This window comes from Thalassospira sp. (assembly GCF_040218635.1).
Lineage (GTDB): Bacteria > Pseudomonadota > Alphaproteobacteria > Rhodospirillales > Thalassospiraceae > Thalassospira.
In genome coordinates this window covers 78,091-98,833 of sequence record NZ_JAVJRB010000007.1, presented here as the reverse complement: position 1 = coordinate 98,833, position 20,743 = coordinate 78,091, and the positions used below count along the sequence as shown (strand labels likewise).

Here is a 20,743-nt window from a genome sequence, read left to right as displayed (position 1 = left end):
TCTGACTTCTAGCCAGCCGACAGCCAACCGTCAATAATCCAAACCAAAGGCAAACAGGGCATCCCAAATTTGCGATGCCCTGTCTGCAAAATCAACGTGGTGCGCGGGCTTAGCCCTTTACCACGATATTCAGCAATTTCGGCGTCGGTTTGGCGATATAGATCACCTTGACGATCTCTTTGCCTTCAAGGTGGCGGGCGATATTTTCATCCGCCTTGGCAAGGGTTTCAACCGTCGCCTGATCGGCACCGGCTGCCACCATCACGGATGCGCGTTTTTTGCCATTGATCTGAACCGGCACTTCAAATTCGTCATCCTTGGCTTTTTCGGCATCAAATTCCGGCCAGTCAAACTTGATCACGGATTTTTTCACACCGAACTCATCAGACGCCATGCGGCTCATAAGCTCTTCACCCAGATGCGGGGCAAACGGGGCGACCATCAAGGCCAATGCTCTGGCGTGATCGTCATGAACCGCGTTCTGTTTGGTCAACGCATTGGTCAACTCGATCAAGGCGGCAATCGCCGTGTTCAGGCGAAGATCGGCAATATCGCCGGTTACCTTGGCAATGGTTTTATGCAGCTGCGTTTCGATCTTGCCATCAACATGATCGGTGCGTTCCATCTGGGTCGTGACTTTCCAGACGTTGGACAGGAACCGCATCATGCCAACAATCGCATCGGACTGCCACGGTTTGGAGCTGTCAAGCGGCCCCATATACATCTCGTAAGTCCGGAACGTATCAATGGTGTATTGATCGCAAATTTCTTCTGGCGGGATACCGTTTTTATACCGCTTGCCCATCTTGCCCGGAACCGTAATCAGGGCCTCATCGGTTTTGGCGTTAAACGGCTGTTTTTTGCCATCAACATCGCGCATTTCAACATCATGGATGTCAACATAAACACCGCGCGTATCGGCATAGGCGTCTGCTGTAATCATGCCCTGATTAAACAGCTTCTGGAACGGTTCAGGCGTTCCGACATGGCCAAGATCAAACAGGACCTTGTGCCAGAAGCGCGAATACAGCAGGTGAAGAACCGCATGTTCCGCACCACCAACATAAAGGTCAACCGCACCGGGCTGTGCTTTGCCATTGGCATCCGTGCTGTTCGCCCAATAGGCCGCCGCCGCATCGGATGCAAAGGCATCACTGTTATTGGCATCAAAATAACGCAGGTAATACCAGCATGACCCGGCCCAGTTCGGCATCGAGTTCGCATCACGTTTAAACGCGCGCACTTCATAGTCCGAACCGTCATGGCTGTGGCTTGCGCCGACTTCTGCGTCGACCGGCAAAACCGACCCGTCCGAAAGCACAATACCGCTTACCATCATCCAGTCATCAGCACGGGCCAAGGGCGGCTGCGGTTCGGAATTAGGATCTTCGTTCGAGACCGGTTTGAAATCGGTCATTTCCGGCAAGACAACCGGAAGGGCCGCCTGCGCAATGCCATGCACCTGACCGGTTTCCTGATCAAACAGAACCGGGAACGGCTCCCCCCAATAACGCTGACGCGAGAACAGCCAATCGCGCAATTTATACTGCACACGACCGCGTCCAATGCCCTTGCCTTCCATCCATTCAATGATTTTGGCTTTGGCATCCGGGGTCGAAAGCCCGTCAAGCGACACATCATCATTGGCGGAATTGATCGTCTCGCCAACATCCGTCTGGGCCAGTTTGAAGCTTCCCGGTGCATCGATATAGCGCGCATGAAGGGCCGCAAGATCAAGATCAACCGCATCTGCCGGTGCGTTATCTTTCAACCAGCCATCAGATGGCTTGGTGGTCGCACGGATTGGCAGATCAAATTTATGGGCGAATTCAAAATCGCGCTGGTCCCCGGCCGGGACCGCCATGATCGCGCCGGTGCCATAGCCCATCAGGACATAATCGGCAATCCAGACCGGGATTTCTTCGCCGGTCACCGGGTTGGTCGCATGTGCGCCAATAAACACGCCGGTCTTTTCGCGTTCGGCATCATCCTTGGCCGATACGGCCTTAAGTTCCGATGCCTGCGCGCGGTACGCTGCCACATCGGCCTTTTTATCATCGGACGCCAGCTTATCCACCAACGGATGTTCCGGGGCGAGAACCATATAGGTCGCGCCAAAAATCGTATCGGGACGGGTGGTATAAACCGCGATCTTGTCGTCAGAACCGTTTGCAAGCTTGACCGGGAAATTCACCCGCGCGCCCACAGAACGACCGATCCAGCCCTTTTGCATTTCGACAACGCCGTTCGGCCAATCAAGACCTTCAAGATCGGCCACCAAACGATCGGCATAATCGGTAATGCGCAACATCCACTGTTTCAGCGGGCGCTTATAAACCGGGTAATCCCCGCGCTCGGACTTGCCTTCGTTGGTGACTTCTTCATTCGACAAAACCGTGCCCAGCATCGGGCACCAGTTGACCGGCACTTCATCGACATAGGCCAGACGCCCGCGATCAATCGCACGGTCAATTTCTTTGCCTTCTGCCTTTGTGCCATCGCCAATCACGGCTTTGGGCTGCGGCACGCCATCTTCGTCCAGCACCCATTCACCGGATTCAAGAAGCGGGCGCAGCTCGGCAATCGGGCGGGCACGGCCATTGATCACCTGCCCCTGCGGGCCGATCCATTCAACAGTCGGGTCATAGAAACTGTTAAACAGCTGCAGGAAAATCCACTGCGTCCATTTATAATAATCAACATCGGTGGTGGCGAAACGGCGATGCGGATCATGGCCAAGGCCGATCACTTGCAACTGACGCAACATATTTTCAATGTTGGCTTCGGTGGTGATGCGCGGATGCTGACCGGTTTGAATGGCGAACTGTTCGGCCGGCAGGCCAAAGGCATCAAAGCCCATGGAATGCAGAACGTTATAGCCGCGCATCCGCTCGAACCGGGCTTTGACATCCGTCCCGATATAACCCAGCGGATGACCGATATGCAGGCCAACCCCGCTTGGGTACGGGAACATATCCAGAATGACGCTTTTCTTTTTGGCGGCGTCGAAATCCGCATCGCCCGGATTGGGGGTACGATAGGTATCGTTTTCCCGCCAGTAATCCTGCCAACGCTTTTCAAATTCCCGCGCACTGTCCTGATAGTTCGCCACGCTCAATCAACTCCTGCCTATCGGGCCCGTTTGGTGGCCTCGGGTGCTGCCCATAAGGCGCGCCTGCCAAACCAAATCGGGTTACATATAATACTGAACCTGTGTTCATAAGCGGGCTTTGCGCGCTGTGCAACATCAGATCACATGAAACCGGCGCAAATACGAACGATTTTCCAACCTTGGCCCATCCACCATCGCCCTTTCCGCGACGGTGGAAATCTCAACCCGGCATGTTCGCCAAACCGCAAATCCCCGCCTTTGCGGGCAGGGCGATTTTTATCGCACACTCACGCCCAATCCACGCCCCATCCTCGCCTCATCCCTGCCCTATCCCCGCATAATCCTTGGGCGATCCCCAACCTAAAACGCAGGGCGGCATTGCAGCCCCATCAACCTGAAATTTCGCAACAAGACTGGATTTTTCACAATAAAGATGCCATATTAAACAGTGAAATTTACCAAGTAATTGATCGCACTGGAATTTGTGCGATTTGTTTGCTTGGCGAAAGTGCCCGTTAACCGAGATCAACGCGGGCACAGCTCTCAAAAGCTCTCGTCCAGGGAGGACGTTTATGGATATCACCATTGGTGGCCTGTCATCCCAGCAATCCGGCGCACAGTCCGGATCTTCTGTGCGATCTGCGCAATCGTATCTGCCGGGACAAAGTGACTCTGAAAAAACGGGCAACAACAGCGCCTCTGCCTTTGCGGCGGCGACGTCTGTTTCCCTGTCTTCCGCATCGGCCGGTCGTCTTTCCACCGATCAGATCGTTTCTGCCATCAATGAAAGCCTGTCTTCGACCGGTCTTTCCCTGGGCAATGTCGATCCCGGTGAATACACCCCCGAAGCCGTGGCAGAGCGTATTCTGGCCCGCGTTGGCGATTTGATCGCCTCAAACGCCGGTTCAGAAGCCGAAGCCCGCGACATCTTTGACAAAGCCAGCGAAGGCATTGAGCGCGGTCTTAAAGACGCGCGCGAATTCCTCGAAGGCCTCGGTGCGTTGAACGAACAAATCAACGGCAACATCACCGAAACCGAAGAACGCCTGAACGAAGGCCTTAAATCGATCGAGCAGCGCCTGACGGAACTCTATAACAGCTCCGCCTCAGAAGAAGCGGCCGAAGCCGCAACCCCGGCCCGTGACGAGCAGGTCCTGCAATCGCAGGTCACCCAGACCGCACAGGCCAGCCAGGCTTATGCTGAGGCCGGAACCGCCGCCCAGCGCAATGCGCCACGATATGGGACGAACGGGTAACCTAATTACGAACCATCTGTTCGCAGACATCAAAACCGACAGCCAAAGCTGTCGGTTTTTTCGTATCCGCCTACAGCCCTGAGCCCCCCGGCCCCATAGTGTCGTCACTCCCCGGCTGCACACGGAAAATCTTCTTCCCGGCAAGCTGAATGCGGTTAAAGGCGTCTTCGGCCATAAAGCCCGACACAAACGCCATGAACGTCACCAGATACGGGCTGATATCGACTTGGCCGGAGCCATCCGCCCCGCCTTGGGTCAGCATCAACATCCCGGCTTCCGAAAACAGGAATATAGCCATGGCGGCTGCGATCCCCTCGCCGGTCATGATCAACAGCCGTGCGGCGGATAGCCAACTGACATCAGCCCGCCGTCGCCCCCCATCGTTTGCGTTGTTGTCTTTGCGACCTTTTTGCGGGTTTGTCTGATCCGCCTGATTTGCCTGCTTCATCTGATCTGCGGCCTGATGGCCCGACGGGTCATTCCCGTCACCCGATATGCGTTCTTGGGGTGCAGGGGGATCGGATGGGGTTTTGAAATTCTGTCGGGTAAAGGCCACCACCGCGCCAAGTCCCCCGGCCGCCACCGTGACCAACAAGGTCAGCATGATGGTTGGCAACTGGATCAGATAAGACATCACCCGCCCTACGGGGTGTTCAAACATCGACACCAGCGACAATGAATCCCGTTCGCCATCACCGACAAGCCGTTCGATGTCGGCATTGATGTCATTCAGTTCCGCCTGAAGGCTGCTGCGCAACTGGGTGGCCTGTTTTTGTTCGGTACGGATATTGGCCCATTCGATTTGTGCGCGTGTGCTTTTCTCGTCAAAATTCATCATGGTTGCGCGGATATCATCAAGCTGGGCATCGACCTTCTGGGTAAAATCCGGCGCGACCGTCGGGGCAAATTCCGGGTTTTCCATCAAGCCATGTAACCGCGCCATGATCCGGATGCCTTCGGTTCGGATTTGCTCATCGACATCGGCTTCGCTGACCGGCACATCGAGCCTGACGATTGGTTTGGTGCCCTGCTTTGGCGCAGTATTGCCACCACTACCGGAATTCTCGGTGCCATTAGATGCCCCGTTGCCAAAGGGAAGCTCCATATCATCGCCGACCGAAACGGGCATTTCCATACTGGACACAAACAGATAGGCCGCATTTAAGGCCTGTAAGAAATCCTTGGTAAAACCCGCCTCAAACGCGGCCTTGTTATCGACAACCGTGCGGCCAAATCTGGAATAGCTGTCAAACGCCGCCCACCAGGCGGTAATCGCGTCTTTGCGGAGCGTAAATCCCCGCCGGGCGGCATCAAGGGCGTGGGTATCGATCTCTCGAATGCGAAAGCGTAAATCACGCAGGTCTTGGCGCAATTCGGCTTCATGGTGGCCTTCTAAAACCATCCGTTCCAGACTTCCGGGTGAGGATGCGCCAAGTTCGCGGCTAAGGAGATCGCGCTGAATATCGGCGGTAAATCCGGCAAACAGGGTGACGACAAATCCAAGATAAAGCGCACAGGCCAAGCCAACTAAAACAGCCACGCCCAAAACATTTTCAATCCTGAAGCGTTGTTCACTTTCATGGGCCATCACACACCTGCCTTATCGATCCATAAGCTAAAGCATGTTGCATTTAATCTGCCGCATTTTGTTTGTTTTTGGCGTGTCGTTTGGCAAGGCACAGTGTGCAGGGCGATGCGGCGCATCGGTCAAACGGTGTAAAGTCGTCAAACGCCGCCAAAATCAAACCCTTCGGGCCGGGACAGCCTTCCGCCCCGCAGCGTCAAGACCCTTGAACGTAGCCCCGCTACGCCCTGCGGCCCTTTCCTTGCGCGATAGAAGGCTGCCTCCGGCAAAATGAGGTAAATTAAATACAACATGCTTTATCGACGGGCAGCATCAACGGGTGTGAGGGCTCCAGGCGCATCAAGGCGCCGAACCAAAAGATATAACACTGTCTTTCCAGGTTGCTTTGCTTCTATGCTGCATAGCAACCTTTGCCACGACGGGAACACCATGAACACACAGCACCAAACAACCTGGCACAACCTCTCGACGGACTGGATCAACTGGGCAGACCGGCTTGCCCCGGCGGCGGAAAAAATCAATCGTCATATGATTGAGGCGGTTGATCTGAATGCGCTGTCCATCGCACGGAACGGTACGCCAATTGATGTGCTTGATCTGGCATCCGGGGTTGGTGAACCGGCCTTTTCATTCGCCCGCGCGCTGTCGGGCGACCGCGATGTTAGCGCTAACACCCCCGGCATTGTCGGGCATGTAACCGCATCGGATATCGTCCCGGAAATGTGCGAAGGATTGGCCGAACGGGCCGAGGAAGAAGGCATTACCAATGTGTCTGTCATTCCGGCAGACATGGAAAAGCTTCCGTTTGACGATCAATCCTTTGATGTCGTGTCTTGTCGTTTTGGCGTGATGTTTTGTAATGATCCTGACCGCGCGTTGAGCGAAAGCCACCGGGTGTTGCGGTCTGGCGGTCGGGCGGCCTTTATGGTCTGGGCACCGTTGGTGGATAATCCGTTATTTGCCGCCATGGACGCGGTGTTGGGCAATATCCTTGGCATCGGGTTTGACAAGGCCGGGCTGGATCCGTTTTGCTTTGGCAATCTTGATCAATCGATTGACCGGATGGAAACAGCCGGATTTACCGGCATTGCCGCGACAACCCACAGCCCCGCCGGACGCATTCCCGAAACGGCGGCATTCTGGAAACCGCAAATGGATATGCTGTTTGGCAATGTCCTGCGCAATGCATCGGATATGGCGATGGGATCGATTAATGCCGCGATGTTTGAAACACTTTCCCCCTATATCGAAGACGGCCATTTTCAGGTTCCGATTTGTTTTCACGTACTTAGCGGAACACGCGGTTAAACAACCCGGCATCTGACATCTGATTTCATCGAAATCCAAGGAAACCTGCCGCCCGATGCATGGTGGGGTTGCTTTATTTTTCCTTGTCTTTTGCCAAAGCCCGTGGCAAACCGCCCGCCTTGGAAGGATGTTCCTTCCCCTGTCGTAGCACCAGGTTAAAAACACGAAAGATACTCAGTTATGAAGACGATTGTCGTCTGCTCTGGCGGACTGGATTCCGTCACGCTGGCCTATAAGGTCGCGCATGAGCATAAATTACATTCCCTGATTTCGTTCGATTATGGCCAGCGCCATAAAAAGGAACTTGATTTCGCCGCACAGGCTGCGGGTGATCTTGGTGTCAAACATCACATTGTTGATCTGACATCTGTTGGCGCATTGCTGGGCGGATCGTCGCTGACCAGCGATGAGATCGATGTGCCCGATGGCCATTATGCGCAGGAAACCATGCGCATCACCGTGGTGCCAAACCGCAATGCCATCATGCTTGCCGTTGCCTTTGGCGCGGCCGCCAGTGCCGGTGCCGATGCAGTTGCCGCCGCCGTTCATGGCGGCGATCATTTTATCTATCCCGACTGCCGCCCGGATTTCATCAAGGCGTTTGGCGCAATGCAAAACCACGCGCTTGACGGGGTAAAGGACGTTTCGCTGTATACCCCGTTCGTCACTGCGTCCAAGGCCGACATCGCCGCCGAGGCAGGCCGCCTTGGCGTGCCCGTTGCCCGGACATGGTCATGCTATAAGGGCCATGAAACCCATTGCGGCCGGTGCGGCACCTGTGTCGAGCGGCGCGAGGCCCTTGAACTCGCCCGGGTCAAGGACCCGACGGTGTATGAGGACCGCGATTACTGGAAACAGGCCCATGCGGAGCATGTCGCGCGCAAGCTTGCCGGTCAGAACGCGCCCGATAACGTGTCCGATAACGCAACCGAGTAATCCTCATACAATTCATAATCGCGCCATCGATGCCCACCGATACGGGCATGACCCATGGCTGTGAACCGATGTGAGTAACACCGTCATCCCCGCGCAGGCGGGGACCTTGGGGACTTTGCGCTGCATGTGTTGCTGGCGGCAAGGACCCCAAATTCACCGAAAGAAAATCTGATGTTTACCATCACCAAACAATTCGCCTTTTCCGCCAGCCATCAGTTGGCCGGGCTTGATGCCGATCATCCTTGCTCGCGCCTGCATGGTCATAACTATATCGTCGAGGTGGAGCTTAAAGGGGCCACCCTTGATGCCCGTGGTTTTGTCCGCGATTACCGCGAACTTGGTCCGCTGAAACGCATGATTGATGATGAATTTGATCATCGCCATTTAAATGATGTTTTGGCCCATGACCACCCGACCGCCGAACAGCTTGCGCTGTTTTTCTTTGAATGGGCCCATGAACGCTGGCCGGAAGTATCGGCCGTGCGCGTTTCAGAAACCCCGAAAACATGGGCGGAATATCGTCCATGACGGTGCATGATCCGAAATTGGCGGCGTCTTCTGACGACACATCATCTGGCGATAAAATCCGCATTTCCGAGATTTTCGGCCCCACCGTTCAGGGCGAAGGGGCGCTGATCGGGGTGCCGACCGTGTTTGTGCGCACGGGCGGATGTGATTTTCGCTGTTCGTGGTGTGACACCCTTTATGCAGTTGATCCGGCCTTTCGCGCCGATTGGAAACCCATGAGTACGGCGGATGTTTTGGCTGCGGTCAAAAAGCTTTCCGGTAATGCACCGATCCTGATCACGCTTTCGGGCGGCAACCCCGCGATCCAGCCGCTTGGCAAGCTGATTGAACTTGGCAAGAAAGATGGGTTTCGCTTTGCAATTGAAACCCAGGGCAGCATCGCCAAAGACTGGTTTGCCGATCTGGATTTTCTGACCATCAGCCCAAAACCGCCCAGTTCATCAACCGACTTTAACCCCGATGATCTTGCTGCCTGCATCAATGCAGCGCAGCCCGACGGCGTGCTGAGCGGCCCGGAAATTACGCTAAAATTCCCGGTGCGCGATGAAGCCGATCTGATGTTTGCCGATCATGTCCGCAAACTGCATCCCGGCATTCCGGTGTGTCTGCAGCCGGTCAATACAACACCGGCCGAACCCCATCCCGATGGCATGGACGGGGTTGATCTTGATGGCTTAACCCGTCGCTATCGCTGGCTGGTTGATGAAGTCACAAAACGGAAATGGTTTGATGTCCGCGTGTTGCCGCAATGGCATGTCCATGTCTGGGGCAATCTGCGCGGGGTTTAAGATCAAGTCCCCGCCTTCCAAGTAACTGGATTCTTTGAAGACACGTAAAAATATATTTTATACCAAATAGCTGATCCTTTTCATGGGGATCACGGTTTTGGGCCGCAAACGCCTGCCGCCGGTCTGTTGCTATTGCCCCGAAAACAACCACTTATCCAACAGCAGGCGTATGTTCGCCGCCCATTGGAAAGTTACATATCATGTCATTTCGCAATTTCTCGACGAGCCAAGCGAATTCGGGCAAGAAGCCGGAAGCCAATCCCGCTGCGGTTGGACCGGGCAAATCAGCCGAACCGACCCCTGATGCATCTGCTGCTGCCGTCAAACCGGCCCCGCATCAAGGGGCGAACGACTGACGCTTTGGAACGGCGAACGGAGGGGTATGCCCCTCCGCCCGACCACCGAAACCACCCCTGAGAAACACCGCAATATCGGTGAAAATTCATTAAAATATTTAAGGGGCTTATGCGATGACTGATGCCCGCACGACGCAAAAAACCGTCACCTTCGAACATCCATTTCATCTGAAAGGGTTCAAAGACCTCTTTCCGGCGGGCAGCTATATGGTTGAAACCACCGAAAAAATGATCGAAAGCCTGTCCTTCACCGCCTATCGCCGGGTCGCAACCGATTTGCACCTTAAGGCCAAATTGAACGGCATGATGGTCGACCGAATTTTAAACGTCGCCCCGATTGATCTAGATTTTGCCTTGGCACAGGATGCAGATCCCAAACGTCACCCCGAAGCCTAGGAAATACAGGCTTTACAGCCCCCTGTAATGGGAAGTGATTTGCGTTTTCACGCAAATCATACCATATATAAGGCATTCACCATTTCTACCGTGAATGGCAAAAATGGTTGAACGGCGCTTTGAAGTCATTACCCCGACGGTCTTGAGCACGTCCGACGGGAAAAAGCGCCCCCGTAACTGCCGAATGATGTCTGATCACGTGATCCAGACAAATCGCCCGGTAGGTGCATATTCAAAATAAAAACCAGATCCGCACCGCTGAGCGTCACTTTCGGATGCTCGAAGGAGCTATGATCATGAGCATTACCCGCACAACACATCGCACGGTGACGTTCTTTCATCCGTTCCATCTGCCCAACCATGCCGGATTGCTTCCGGCTGGCGAATATGAAGTCGACACCCTTGAAAAGCTAGATCCGAATGCGGCAACGCGAAGCTATATCAAGCTGGAATGTCACGTTTATCTTTGGTCTGAAAAAGACGCAGCAGAAGGAAAGGCAACCTTGTTGGTCGATCCAAAAGTGCTTGAATCAGCACTGGCACTTGATTCCGACCCAATGCGCGAGGATGAGCGCACCCAAATGATCAAATCGTTTGGTGGTGTTCCCGCCGACGATGCCGCCTAATCGATACGGCTTGATCACCAACCAAAACCAACCGGTCAGAGAACGCATGCAAAAAAAATCGCGTCCCAACGTCTCTGCCCGCTATTTCTGGCCCTGCCCGGATTGATGCCGATCACGGCAACTGGATCAACGGTATCAACCATCCCTCATCCTGCATCACTTTAATGCCTTCAAACACCGGTATGGCGGCCAGAAACCACAGGGCATCGCGCGTGGTGGTTAAAAACAGGGCCGGTTTGCACTGTAATGTTTCCGGGGCATGCCAGCGAAACCAGGTCGGTCGAAAACGCGGCACCGTATTTCGGTACGTTGTAAAGGCCGCGCCAAACCGTTCTGCCAGGACCGCTTCTTCGCGCAGAACAACCCCGCGAAACACCCACCAGCATGCAACCGCAAACACCAGACCAATCACCACACTGCCGGTCTGCACCCCGGCACCGAAAGCCCCGATCATGCTGAAAACATAAAGCGGGTTGCGACAGCTTGAATAAGGTCCGGTGGTCACCAGTTCGGCCGTCTTGCGCCCACCGATATACAGCGAACACCATCCACGTCCAAAAATGCACAGCCCGATCGCGCAAAGCCCGACCGCCTCGATCATATCGTGGAGCTGACTTTCGGGATGTGCCAGTGATTGACTGCCCGCCACCACCATCAGCAGGATCAAGACGCCCAACCGAAGAACGCGTTTTCGGCGGCGCTGCAGGGCCTGTAACGCCGCAACATCAGGAGCAGGGTCAGGCGAACGGATTGTGATTGGGTCATCGATTGAACAGGTTGAAGATGGACGGGACATGAAGCGGGCTCCTGCAAGAATAAAACTGCAGAAGCCCTATCGTTATACGGCTGCTTTTGGCGTCCGTTGCTGCGCATCCGGTCGTTCTGATGTGATATCGGACGGGGTGTCCGCTTTGCCGCTATCGCCCCGTTCTTCGGATAACCGCGCGGCTTCACGCACCGCACTTGGCGTTTCCCCGGTCATTTTCTTGAATGCCAGATTAAAGGTCGATTTCGAATTGAACCCGACACTCAGCGCGATATCCAAAATCGTCCGGTCCGGCTCGAGGAGCAAAACCGCGCGGGCTTCGGCAATGCGCGCCCGATTGACGAAATCAAAGAAGCTCTGCCCGACATGATGGTTCAGGACATAGGAAAGCTGATTGGGGGTCAGACCAACCGCACGAGCAAGTTTGGGCAGGGAAACAAGCGGATCAAGCAGGATATCACCGCGCTTCTGGATGTCTTTGAGCTGCGCAAGCGCACGGCTCACCCCGTCTTCATCCAGCAAAGGCCGGACTGCCGTATCTGACACAGAACTTATCGGAACCGTATTGGGATCCTGCTTGGTATCCGATGTCTCGGTGTGCTCCGTCGGAGAGGCTTGCGCAGTCGAAGTGGCGCGTTGAATGCCCGACCGGGTTGCGCTATCGGAATCAGATGGCCAGTCATCCATAACGAACAAAGCCGGTTTGGTGGCGATTTCATAACTCATGGCAAGCAAAACCACGACAAAGGCGATTTCGGTGCCAAACATCTCGGTGCTTTGCGGGAAAAAAAAGCTGACGACCCGACCAACCGCAACAGTGACAAAAACAAGCGTCAAGCCCCCCAGAATGACAATCAGCCAGCGGCGCATGATATTGCGATCCGCCCCGAGCTGTTCCTGCGTCTGGCGAAAATAATGACAGGTCACCCGCCAGATCAGCGCAATATAAAGCGTGATCTGAATGAAGATCGCCGTCCAGCTGAACGCCCCCACGACATCACCGGCCCTGTATCCGCCCGACCAGACGACCGAACTGCCACCATCATGTGTGATCGCCCAGCCAATAAGGTTCAACACCAGCAATGGCAGAATAAAGTGAATCCATGGCTGACTCGACGGGCGCCCCGATATTTCACGGAAATAAAGGTAGATCGCCGGTGCAATCACAAAATTGATCGGATCAAAGAACAGATCGAATATCCGCCCCAGATCCTCGGTCACGAACTGTTCGGTAACGTCTTCGATCAGGTTGAACGCAATCGCGGCAATAAACAGCATCATCCAGCGATTGGCACCAAAGGCCCGCATACCTTCTGAGCGTAGCAGCAAACACAGAAACACCGCCTGCACCAATCCAATGACTGCAACCGTGACATTTACATATTCTGTCCAACCTGCCATTCCGGCCAACTCCTGATCTTTTTACTGCGTCTGTTCGGGTGCCAGATTTGCGGTTCAAACCGGCTATATCGTTTCAATACGCACAACCGGACACAAATGGCGTCCGACTATGCACAAACGGACGCAAGGCCACAGCATTTCCATGCATCTTGTAACACGACACCGCCATAGATCGTCCTGATAGAAAGATTGTCATAAAAACTTCGGCCATCTTTGATTGACTATATCAGTTCGATATATGATAGTCCGATATATATCGAACTGATATAACTGTTCTGGCACCTTCCCCCGCCGGGCGGCGATTGGTTCGCGAAGCTTATAAGGATACAGAACAGAATATGGACGTACGCACACTTTGCCTCGGCGCCCTGATGGGTGGGGAAGCGACCGGATATGAAATCCGCAAGATGTTTGAAGATGGCACGTTCAGCCATTTTCAGATCGCGTCGCTTGGCTCCATCTATCCGGCATTGACCAAACTGACCCAGGACGGGTTGGTTACGTTTGTCGAGCACGAACAGGAAAACCGACCGGACAAGAAGATTTATCATCTGACCCCGGACGGAAAACGCACGTTCCTGCGCACGCTTTTGCAAACACGCCCGGCCGAAGACCGCTATCGATCCGACATTCTGTTCATGCTGACCTTTGCCGAAGAAATGCCGATTGAACTGACCGAAGCCCTGATTGACGAGTTTGCCGCCCGTCATCAAATGATGAGCCAGCAAATCGATCCTGAGAATACCGACAAACATGCCAGCACCTCGACATATGGCCATGATGAAAACGGAAAACCCAATCCGGGCTGTTGTTTTGTTGCGGGTTTGGGGCAGGCCATGTGCGATGCGACCTTGAAATTCATCAAGGAAAACAAACAGGGACTGCTTGAAGAATTGCGAAACTTCAAGGCCAACAAATCCTGATCGGACCATAAGTCCGACAAGCCTTGAAAATACGCCCAAGACGTGCCGACGAAGTGCCAAAGACGCATTCCGCCACTGGAATATTTGAGGGAACAAGAACATGAATGCTTCACGCCTGATTGCCATTTTACTGGTTTTGGGGGCCGTTATCTGGATCGGCAGCGCCTATCTCGACGATGATGTCGAAGAACAGGCAGCAGCCCAATCCAATGAGGAAACCGGTGCCGCACACACCAAGCCCCACGCAAGTGTACGCACCATCACCAGCACGGCAGTCGATCATGTTGACTATCTGAGAATTTCTGGCCGCACCGAAGCGGTCATTTCGGTTGAAATCCGTGCGGAAACCGAGGCCCGCGTCACCGAAATTGGCGCAACCAAGGGCCAGACCGTAAAAAAAGGCGACGTAATTGCCAAATTGTCGGTTGATGACCGTCAGGCACGCGTTGCCAAGGCACGCGCCCTTGTCGCCCAGCGTGAACTTGAAAATTCCGCATCAAAAAGTTTGGCCGAAAAAGACTACCGGTCCAAAACCGGTGTCGCACAAAGCCTGGCCCTGCTGGAAGAAGCCCGTGCAGACCTGTCGATTGCCCAGACCGAATTAAACAACACCGAAATCCGCGCCCCGTTTGACGGCATTGTTGAAAACCGTCCGGCTGATATTGGCGATCTTTTGTCAATTGGCGATCCGGTTGCGACCATGATCCAAGCCGACCCGATGCTTGTGGTGGCCCATGTTCCCGAACATTCGATTGGCGCAATTGACCTTGGACAATTGGCCAATGTCACGCTGTATGATGGGACGCAACATGACGGTATTGTCCGCTATACCGCACGTGTTTCCGATAATAATACCCGCACATTCCGGGTTGAGGTCGAAATCGACAATGCGGATTTGCGCATTCCCGATGGCATGACCGCAGAACTGCAAGTTCCGGTTGGCACCAAACGCGCCCATCAGGTTCTGCCATCCGTTCTGACCCTAAATGACGAAGGTCAGCTTGGCGTGCGCACAGTTGTTGACGACACCAAGGTCGCATTCCTGCCGGTTGATCTTCAGGGCGGCAGCCGTGAACGGGTTTGGATCGGTGGCCTTCCCCAGGAAATCGAACTGATTGTCGTTGGTCATGACTGGGTCAAGGAAGGGGCGATTGTTGATGTTGTCCATCTTGAATCCGATGGCACCGGCCTGCCCATTCTGGCAAAGCCTGAAAAAACGGATCCTGATAGCAACACCACCCTGTCAGAAAAATCCGCGCATTAAACGCGTGACATGAGGAGATTACGAAAATGTCCCTGATTGATCATGCGTTACATCGATCGCGTACTGTCATTCTGGTTTTGGTCCTGCTGCTTGCGGCCGGTTGGGTTGGCTATAACACCATCCCGAAGGAAGCCGACCCGGACGTTCAAATTCCGGTTCTTTATGTCACCATGCATCATGAAGGCGTTTCGCCCGAAGATGCCGAACGCCTTTTATTGCGCCCGATGGAACAGGAATTACGATCCATCGAAGGTGTGAAGGAAATGACGTCCCAGTCCTATCAGGACGGGGCATCGGTGACGCTTGAATTTTATTCCGATGTCAATATCGACGAAGCCTTGGCCGACGTGCGCGAACGGGTAGATATCGCCAAATCCGAATTGCCCGCAGATACCGACGAGCCCAAAGTTCACGAAGTGAACCTGTCGCTGTTCCCGGTTTTGGTGGTGACACTTTCGGGGGATGTTCCAGAACGTGCTTTGCTGCGCGTGGCCCGTGATCTTGAAGATTCCATCGAAGGTCTTCCGGCTGTGCTTGAAGCCAATCTGGCCGGCAACCGTGAAGAACTGGTCGAATTCATCATCGACCCGATGAAAATCGAGGCCTATCGCCTGAACGGTATTGATATCGTTTCACTCGTTCAAAGTTCAAACGCGCTGGTTGCTGCCGGTTCGGTTGATACCGGCACGGGCCGCTTTAACATCAAGGTTCCCGGCCTGTTTGAAAGCGTGAATGACATTCTTGATATGCCGCTGATTGTTGATGGCGATTCCGTCATCCGGTTCCGCGATATCGGTGATGTTCGACGCACATTCAAGGATGCCGAAAGCTTTGCCCGGCTAAATGGTGAACCCGCGATTGCGATTGAAGTATCCAAACGCGTTGGTGAAAACATCATCGAAGTCATTGATGCGATCAAAGCCACCACCGCCGAAGCCCAACAAGCCTTCCCGCCGAACCTGACCGTCAGTTATTCTCAGGATAAATCATCTGATATCCGCACCATGCTGACCGACCTTCAAAACAGCGTGATCCTTGCGGTCTTGCTGGTGATGGTTGTTGTCATCTGGTCGCTGGGCTGGCGTTCGGGGCTTTTGGTTGGCCTTGCCATTCCGGGATCGTTCCTGACCGCAATCCTTGTTCTGTGGGGATTGGGCATGACGGTCAATATTGTTGTGCTGTTCAGCCTGATCCTTGCTGTCGGGATGCTGGTCGATGGTGCGATTGTGGTAACCGAATATGCCGATCGCAAAATGATTGATGGTCTACACCGTCGCGAAGCCTATCCACTGGCGGCAAAGCGCATGGCCATGCCAATTATTGCCTCAACCGCAACAACGCTTGCCGCATTTCTGCCGCTGGCTTTCTGGCCAGATGTCGTCGGCGAGTTTATGAAATTCCTGCCGATTACGGTTCTGTTTACCCTGACCGCATCGCTTGCCATGGCACTGATCTTTGTGCCGACGGTGGGGGCGTGGTTTGGCAAACCGGGCAGTGACAGCAATGAAAGCCTCGAAGCAATTGCCGCCGACCATGCCGAAGAAATCCACAAGGTCAAAGGCGGCACCGGTTTCTATATCCGCATGCTTAAAGGATCGCTTCGCTTTTACTGGATTGTTGTGCCTGCGTCCTTTGGCATTCTGATTTCGGTTTGGGCGTCCTTTGGTGTTCTTGGCAAAGGGGTGGAGTTTTTCCCGTCGGTTGAGCCGGAAGTCGCCATTGTTCAGGTCCGTGCGCGTGGCAATATGTCCTATTTCGAACAGGATGCGTTGCTCAAAGAAGTTGAAAACCGCATTCTGGCCCTTGATACCCATCATGAAGGTCAGAACTGGTTTGATACGGTTTATGCCCGTTCGGGCAATGGTGCGGGTGGCAACGAAGCCTCTGAAGACGTGATTGGTGTCATTCAGCTTGAATATGCTGATTGGCAGACACGCCCGAAGGCCACCGAAATTGAAAAACGCATCCTGACCGAAACGGCCGATCTTGCCGGTATTCAGATCGAAGTCAGCGAAGAGGAAGCAGGTCCGCCGCAGGGTAAGGATATCCAGATCCAGCTGCGGTCATTCTATCCTGACCTTCTGGACGAAACCGCGACCAAACTTGTCACGGGTTTGCAAGATATGGGCGGGCTGTATAATTTCGAAGACGGTAAATCGCCCCCTGGCATTGATTGGGAATACACCGTTGATCGCGCACAGGCCTTGAAGTTTGGGGCCGATATCAACCAGATTGGCAATGTCGTCAAACTGGTGACCAACGGGATCAATTTTTCGACCTACCGCCCGGATGATTCAACCGAGGAAATTGATATTGTCGGGCGCTATCCGGCCCAATATCGATCCCTTGACGAGTTGGAAAACCTTCAGATCGTGACGGAAAAGGGATTGGTGCCACTTTCCAATTTCATCACCCGCACGCCAACACTTAAAACCGGAACCCTGTCGCGTGTTGACAGCCGCCGCTCCCTGACGGTCAAGGCCGATGTTCTTGATGGCGTTCTGGTTGATACCAAACTGAATGAAGTCAAAGAATGGATGGCCGGCCTTGAAATCGATCCGCGTGTTTCGGTCGAATTCAAAGGACAGGATGAAGAACAGCAAAGGTCGGCAGACTTCCTTGTGAATGCCTTTACCGTCGCCCTTTTCATCATGTTCATCATTCTGGTGACCCAGTTCAACAGCATCTCAAGTTCGCTTCTGATCATGATTGCCATCATCATGTCGACAGCGGGTGTGTTCCTTGGCCTTATGATCACCAATCAGGCGTTTTCGATTGTGATGAACGGGATTGGTGTTGTCGCACTGGCCGGGATTGTTGTGAACAACAACATCGTTCTGATCGATACATTTGACCGGTTAAAACATACCGCAGGCAGCATCGAAGATGCGATCCTGCAAACCGGCGCACAGCGTTTGCGTCCGGTGATGCTGACCTCGGTGACGACCATTCTTGGTCTGGTGCCGATGGTGCTTCAGATCAACATCGATTTTGCGGAACGTGCAGTATCGATCGGCGCACCTTCCACCCAGTGGTGGGTACAGCTTTCAACATCGATTGCGTTTGGTCTGGCCTTTGCCACGGCCTTGACACTGATCTTTACGCCCTGTGCGTTGATGATGCGTCACAAGCTTGGCGGCGGTCTCGGGAAGCTCCGCCCTTGGGTTGGAAAACATGCATCCACTGTCATGACCAAGATCAGACCGCAAACAACCAATTGACCCCATAGCCGCGCGACTTTTCCCCCGACCCCGCCGCGCGGTTACACCGGCCCCCTCCCCGGGGGCCGGTGAACTTTTATCAGAACGGACTCAGAACGCCCCAAACATCGACTATCCTTACGTATGAATACCTACGCGGAAGAAATACATACTTTCCTAAGAACTCTTCTTTTATTCTGATGGCAAAATAAAAGAAAACCGGAACCGGGAACTGGGGATCGCAATGGCGTGGCATTTTAAAAACCCTGCGAAATCATGCATGATCGCGACGGCATGTTTGTTTTCTGTACTTGCATCGACAGGGGTGCAGGCACAGACACCTGACGCTCCTCCAACCATGACATGGACGGTTCCGCCCTTTGCCCCGGCCTTTATCACGGATGGTGATGCCTTGACCGGCTATGCGGCAGATACCCAAAACTGGTTCGCCGCCCTGATGCCGGGATATCATCACAGCGTCTTGCAGGTTCCCTTGGCCCGTTTGTTGGCCGAAATGAAAAATGGTGAAGGTGATTTACGCTGTTCGACAACCTTGATCCCAACCCCTGAACGGCAAGAATATATCGTCTTTGCCAAGACCATTTTGCTTCATCTGCCGATTTCAGCCATCGTGCGGGCCCGCGATACGGAACTGTTTGATCCCTATCTTGATGGCGAAGGCCATCTGGTGCTTTCGCAAATGCTTGCAGATAGCGACTTAACAACGGCTGTGCGTATTGGTCGGGCTTACGGCACTTTGGTTGATAACTATCTTGACGTGAACCGCGAAAGCCCGCAGGTCATGGAAGTGGCTGATGATACCAAGTTTCTGCGCATGCTTAGTCTGGACCGGATTGACTGGACGCTTTTCTTCCCGTCAGAAGCCGAATTTTACCGTCGCGATCAGACGCCCGACCTTGAAATCAAGGCCATCCCGATTGCTGGTAACACAACCCTGCTTGAAGCAACCATTGGCTGTGCCGACACACCCGCAGGACAAAAGGCCATTGCTGAAATCAACGCGATTATTGAACAATATCCCTCCATGCCATGGACGGAATTCTATGCCGAATGGCTAAGTCCGCCAGATCGGGAATGGTTCAACGCCGCCAAATCGCAATATATCAATTCAGATCAATTCGAAGCCCGCCTTGAATACCGCCCAGCAGCCATCGGCACGAACACCCAAGAATAATCTTAACAAGTATTTGCAATTGTTCCGTTCAATACCCTTATAAGTATATCACTCATATCATAGTATTGAACGGAGACACCGGCAATGCGCCCCACTTGCCAAGGCCTTTTACGTGCGTTTCATCGTGGATTGCTGGCATCTGTTATCTGTCTTTGCAGCCTTGTAATAAGTGCTGCCGGTTCTGTTGCGCACAGTGCGGAAAAAGACGATATCGTTTGGGCCTTGACGCCATTGCCACCCGCGATGCTTGAAACCAACGGCGAAATCACGGGATATGGCGTTGATATCCTTGACTGGTTTGCCGACCAGCTTCCGCAATACACCCATCGCAAAGAAATCGTTCCTTTGGCCCGGTTGCTTCAAACCATTACCGGGCCTGGCACCTTTTGCAATATCGGCATGAACCCAACGCCTGAACGTCAGCAAATCCTGCATTTCACCGACGCGGTTCTGCCGCACTTGCCGGTCAGCTTGATTGTTGATGCCGCGCGCGATCATAAACTGAAGCCGTTTCTGACCGACAACGGGCAAGTCGATCTCGACCTTCTGATCACGGAAGGTAAACTTGATGGTGGATTGCGTTCAAAACGATCCTATGGCCCGTTCATTGATCGCATCGTGCAAAACCATCCCGATAATCCCCGCATCAGCCAGATCGGCAATGATGCCAATTTCCTGCAGCTGATCGCACTTGGCCGTATGGATTGGACTTTGTATCTTCCGGCTGAAGCGGAATATCACCGCCGCACCAAACTGCCCGACACAGTGTTTTCAAGCTGGCAAATCGCAGGCAATGACCAACTCATGCCGGCATCGATTGCGTGCAGCAAAAACGCAACCGGCGAGAACATTGTGACCGAGATCAACGATCTGGTGCGAAAGCATCCGGAAATGCCCTGGGCGAAATTCTATTCCTCGTCCCTTTCCGATGCCGATCAGATCCGCTATCAGCAGGCTCTCAAGCATTATTCATCGGGCAGAAAGACAAACCCTACACCGTTTGCCGATCAATAAGCCCGGTTGATTTTCATCTTGGCAGCCATGCAATCACCGTCCTTGCGCCTGCCCACGTGACACGTTAACAAGCGCGCCTCGGTTGAACC

General features: G+C 53.8%; 17 protein-coding genes. 13 read left to right on the top strand and 4 right to left on the bottom strand.

Going from position 1 to position 20,743, the window contains the following annotated elements:
• Nucleotides 1-109: 109 nt before the first annotated feature.
• The gene (locus RIC05_RS06885) at nt 110-3,112 is read right to left on the bottom strand and encodes a leucine--tRNA ligase (protein WP_350046459.1); all 3,003 of its coding nucleotides are present in this window, start codon (nt 3,110-3,112) and stop codon (nt 110-112) included.
• Nucleotides 3,113-3,684: 572 nt separating this feature from the next.
• Here RIC05_RS06885 and RIC05_RS06880 point away from each other — a divergent pair.
• Nucleotides 3,685-4,368: a DUF5610 domain-containing protein gene (locus tag RIC05_RS06880; RefSeq protein ID WP_350046458.1), complete on the top strand. Its 684-nt coding sequence runs from the start codon at nt 3,685-3,687 to the stop codon at nt 4,366-4,368.
• Between the two features lie 70 nt (nt 4,369-4,438).
• Here the strand turns inward: RIC05_RS06880 and RIC05_RS06875 are convergent, their stop codons facing one another.
• A complete protein-coding gene (locus RIC05_RS06875) occupies nt 4,439-5,956 on the bottom strand; it encodes a hypothetical protein (protein ID WP_350046457.1) in 1,518 nt (505 codons plus the stop codon).
• A gap of 426 nt (nt 5,957-6,382) precedes the next feature.
• On the opposite strand from RIC05_RS06875, the gene RIC05_RS06870 reads away from it, so the two are divergent.
• The 7 genes from RIC05_RS06870 to RIC05_RS06840 all read left to right on the top strand — a co-directional run bounded on the left by RIC05_RS06870 (nt 6,383) and on the right by RIC05_RS06840 (nt 10,891).
• Nucleotides 6,383-7,261 carry a class I SAM-dependent methyltransferase gene (locus tag RIC05_RS06870; RefSeq protein WP_350046456.1) on the top strand — a complete coding sequence of 293 codons (879 nt, stop codon included), beginning with the start codon at nt 6,383-6,385 and terminating at the stop codon, nt 7,259-7,261.
• A gap of 180 nt (nt 7,262-7,441) precedes the next feature.
• Nucleotides 7,442-8,197: a 7-cyano-7-deazaguanine synthase QueC gene (gene queC, locus RIC05_RS06865; protein ID WP_350046455.1), complete on the top strand. Its 756-nt coding sequence runs from the start codon at nt 7,442-7,444 to the stop codon at nt 8,195-8,197.
• A 171-nt stretch (nt 8,198-8,368) separates the two neighbouring features.
• On the top strand, nt 8,369-8,725 hold the full coding sequence (queD, locus tag RIC05_RS06860) for a 6-carboxytetrahydropterin synthase QueD (RefSeq protein ID WP_350042068.1): 357 nt from the start codon (nt 8,369-8,371) through the stop codon (nt 8,723-8,725).
• Nucleotides 8,722-9,513, top strand: a complete 792-nt coding sequence (gene queE, locus RIC05_RS06855) for a 7-carboxy-7-deazaguanine synthase QueE (RefSeq protein ID WP_350046454.1) — start codon at nt 8,722-8,724, stop codon at nt 9,511-9,513. The genes queD and queE overlap by 4 nt, the downstream gene beginning before the upstream one ends.
• A 200-nt stretch (nt 9,514-9,713) precedes the next feature.
• Entirely contained in the window at nt 9,714-9,869 is a 156-nt protein-coding gene (locus tag RIC05_RS06850; protein WP_350046453.1) for a hypothetical protein, read from the top strand.
• Nucleotides 9,870-9,983: 114 nt separating this feature from the next.
• Nucleotides 9,984-10,265: a hypothetical protein gene (locus RIC05_RS06845; RefSeq protein WP_350046452.1), complete on the top strand. Its 282-nt coding sequence runs from the start codon at nt 9,984-9,986 to the stop codon at nt 10,263-10,265.
• Between the two features lie 296 nt (nt 10,266-10,561).
• Nucleotides 10,562-10,891, top strand: coding sequence for a hypothetical protein (locus RIC05_RS06840; RefSeq protein WP_350046451.1), 330 nt, complete (start codon nt 10,562-10,564; stop codon nt 10,889-10,891).
• Nucleotides 10,892-11,003: 112 nt separating this feature from the next.
• Here RIC05_RS06840 and RIC05_RS06835 read toward each other — a convergent pair whose 3' ends face one another.
• On the bottom strand, nt 11,004-11,687 hold the full coding sequence (locus tag RIC05_RS06835; protein WP_350046450.1) for a methyltransferase family protein: 684 nt from the start codon (nt 11,685-11,687) through the stop codon (nt 11,004-11,006).
• Between the two features lie 42 nt (nt 11,688-11,729).
• Complete coding sequence (locus RIC05_RS06830) at nt 11,730-13,058, bottom strand: helix-turn-helix domain-containing protein (protein ID WP_350046449.1); 1,329 nt, start codon at nt 13,056-13,058, stop codon at nt 11,730-11,732.
• A 338-nt stretch (nt 13,059-13,396) separates the two neighbouring features.
• Here RIC05_RS06830 and RIC05_RS06825 point away from each other — a divergent pair, with 338 nt between their 5' ends.
• The 5 genes from RIC05_RS06825 (at nt 13,397) to RIC05_RS06805 (ending at nt 20,654) form a co-directional block, all read left to right on the top strand.
• The gene (locus RIC05_RS06825) at nt 13,397-13,981 is read left to right on the top strand and encodes a PadR family transcriptional regulator (RefSeq protein WP_350046448.1); all 585 of its coding nucleotides are present in this window, start codon (nt 13,397-13,399) and stop codon (nt 13,979-13,981) included.
• Between the two features lie 100 nt (nt 13,982-14,081).
• Complete coding sequence (locus RIC05_RS06820; RefSeq protein ID WP_350046447.1) at nt 14,082-15,245, top strand: efflux RND transporter periplasmic adaptor subunit; 1,164 nt, start codon at nt 14,082-14,084, stop codon at nt 15,243-15,245.
• Nucleotides 15,246-15,271: 26 nt separating this feature from the next.
• Nucleotides 15,272-18,466 (top strand): efflux RND transporter permease subunit, encoded by a 3,195-nt coding sequence (locus RIC05_RS06815; protein WP_350046446.1) that lies wholly within the window; start codon nt 15,272-15,274, stop codon nt 18,464-18,466.
• Between the two features lie 259 nt (nt 18,467-18,725).
• Nucleotides 18,726-19,640, top strand: coding sequence for a substrate-binding periplasmic protein (locus RIC05_RS06810; RefSeq protein WP_350059749.1), 915 nt, complete (start codon nt 18,726-18,728; stop codon nt 19,638-19,640).
• An 84-nt stretch (nt 19,641-19,724) separates the two neighbouring features.
• Nucleotides 19,725-20,654, top strand: a complete 930-nt coding sequence (locus RIC05_RS06805; protein ID WP_350046444.1) for a transporter substrate-binding domain-containing protein — start codon at nt 19,725-19,727, stop codon at nt 20,652-20,654.
• The last annotated feature ends 89 nt before the right edge of the window (nt 20,655-20,743 follow it).

Excerpts from the sequence above, each read along its gene's own strand:
- queE (WP_350046454.1), top strand. The coding sequence starts at position 8,722 with ATGACGGTGCATGATCCGAAATTGGCGGCGTCTTCTGACGACACATCA.
- RIC05_RS06815 (WP_350046446.1), top strand. The coding sequence starts at position 15,272 with ATGTCCCTGATTGATCATGCGTTACATCGATCGCGTACTGTCATTCTG.
- RIC05_RS06810 (WP_350059749.1), top strand. The coding sequence starts at position 18,726 with ATGATCGCGACGGCATGTTTGTTTTCTGTACTTGCATCGACAGGGGTG.
- RIC05_RS06845 (WP_350046452.1), top strand. The coding sequence starts at position 9,984 with ATGACTGATGCCCGCACGACGCAAAAAACCGTCACCTTCGAACATCCA.
- RIC05_RS06830 (WP_350046449.1), bottom strand. The coding sequence starts at position 13,058 with ATGGCAGGTTGGACAGAATATGTAAATGTCACGGTTGCAGTCATTGGA.
- queC (WP_350046455.1), top strand. The coding sequence starts at position 7,442 with ATGAAGACGATTGTCGTCTGCTCTGGCGGACTGGATTCCGTCACGCTG.
- RIC05_RS06825 (WP_350046448.1), top strand. The coding sequence starts at position 13,397 with ATGGACGTACGCACACTTTGCCTCGGCGCCCTGATGGGTGGGGAAGCG.
- RIC05_RS06840 (WP_350046451.1), top strand. The coding sequence starts at position 10,562 with ATGAGCATTACCCGCACAACACATCGCACGGTGACGTTCTTTCATCCG.
- RIC05_RS06880 (WP_350046458.1), top strand. The coding sequence starts at position 3,685 with ATGGATATCACCATTGGTGGCCTGTCATCCCAGCAATCCGGCGCACAG.
- RIC05_RS06870 (WP_350046456.1), top strand. The coding sequence starts at position 6,383 with ATGAACACACAGCACCAAACAACCTGGCACAACCTCTCGACGGACTGG.
- RIC05_RS06805 (WP_350046444.1), top strand. The coding sequence starts at position 19,725 with ATGCGCCCCACTTGCCAAGGCCTTTTACGTGCGTTTCATCGTGGATTG.
- queD (WP_350042068.1), top strand. The coding sequence starts at position 8,369 with ATGTTTACCATCACCAAACAATTCGCCTTTTCCGCCAGCCATCAGTTG.
- RIC05_RS06875 (WP_350046457.1), bottom strand. The coding sequence starts at position 5,956 with ATGGCCCATGAAAGTGAACAACGCTTCAGGATTGAAAATGTTTTGGGC.
- RIC05_RS06820 (WP_350046447.1), top strand. The coding sequence starts at position 14,082 with ATGAATGCTTCACGCCTGATTGCCATTTTACTGGTTTTGGGGGCCGTT.
- RIC05_RS06835 (WP_350046450.1), bottom strand. The coding sequence starts at position 11,687 with ATGTCCCGTCCATCTTCAACCTGTTCAATCGATGACCCAATCACAATC.
- RIC05_RS06850 (WP_350046453.1), top strand. The coding sequence starts at position 9,714 with ATGTCATTTCGCAATTTCTCGACGAGCCAAGCGAATTCGGGCAAGAAG.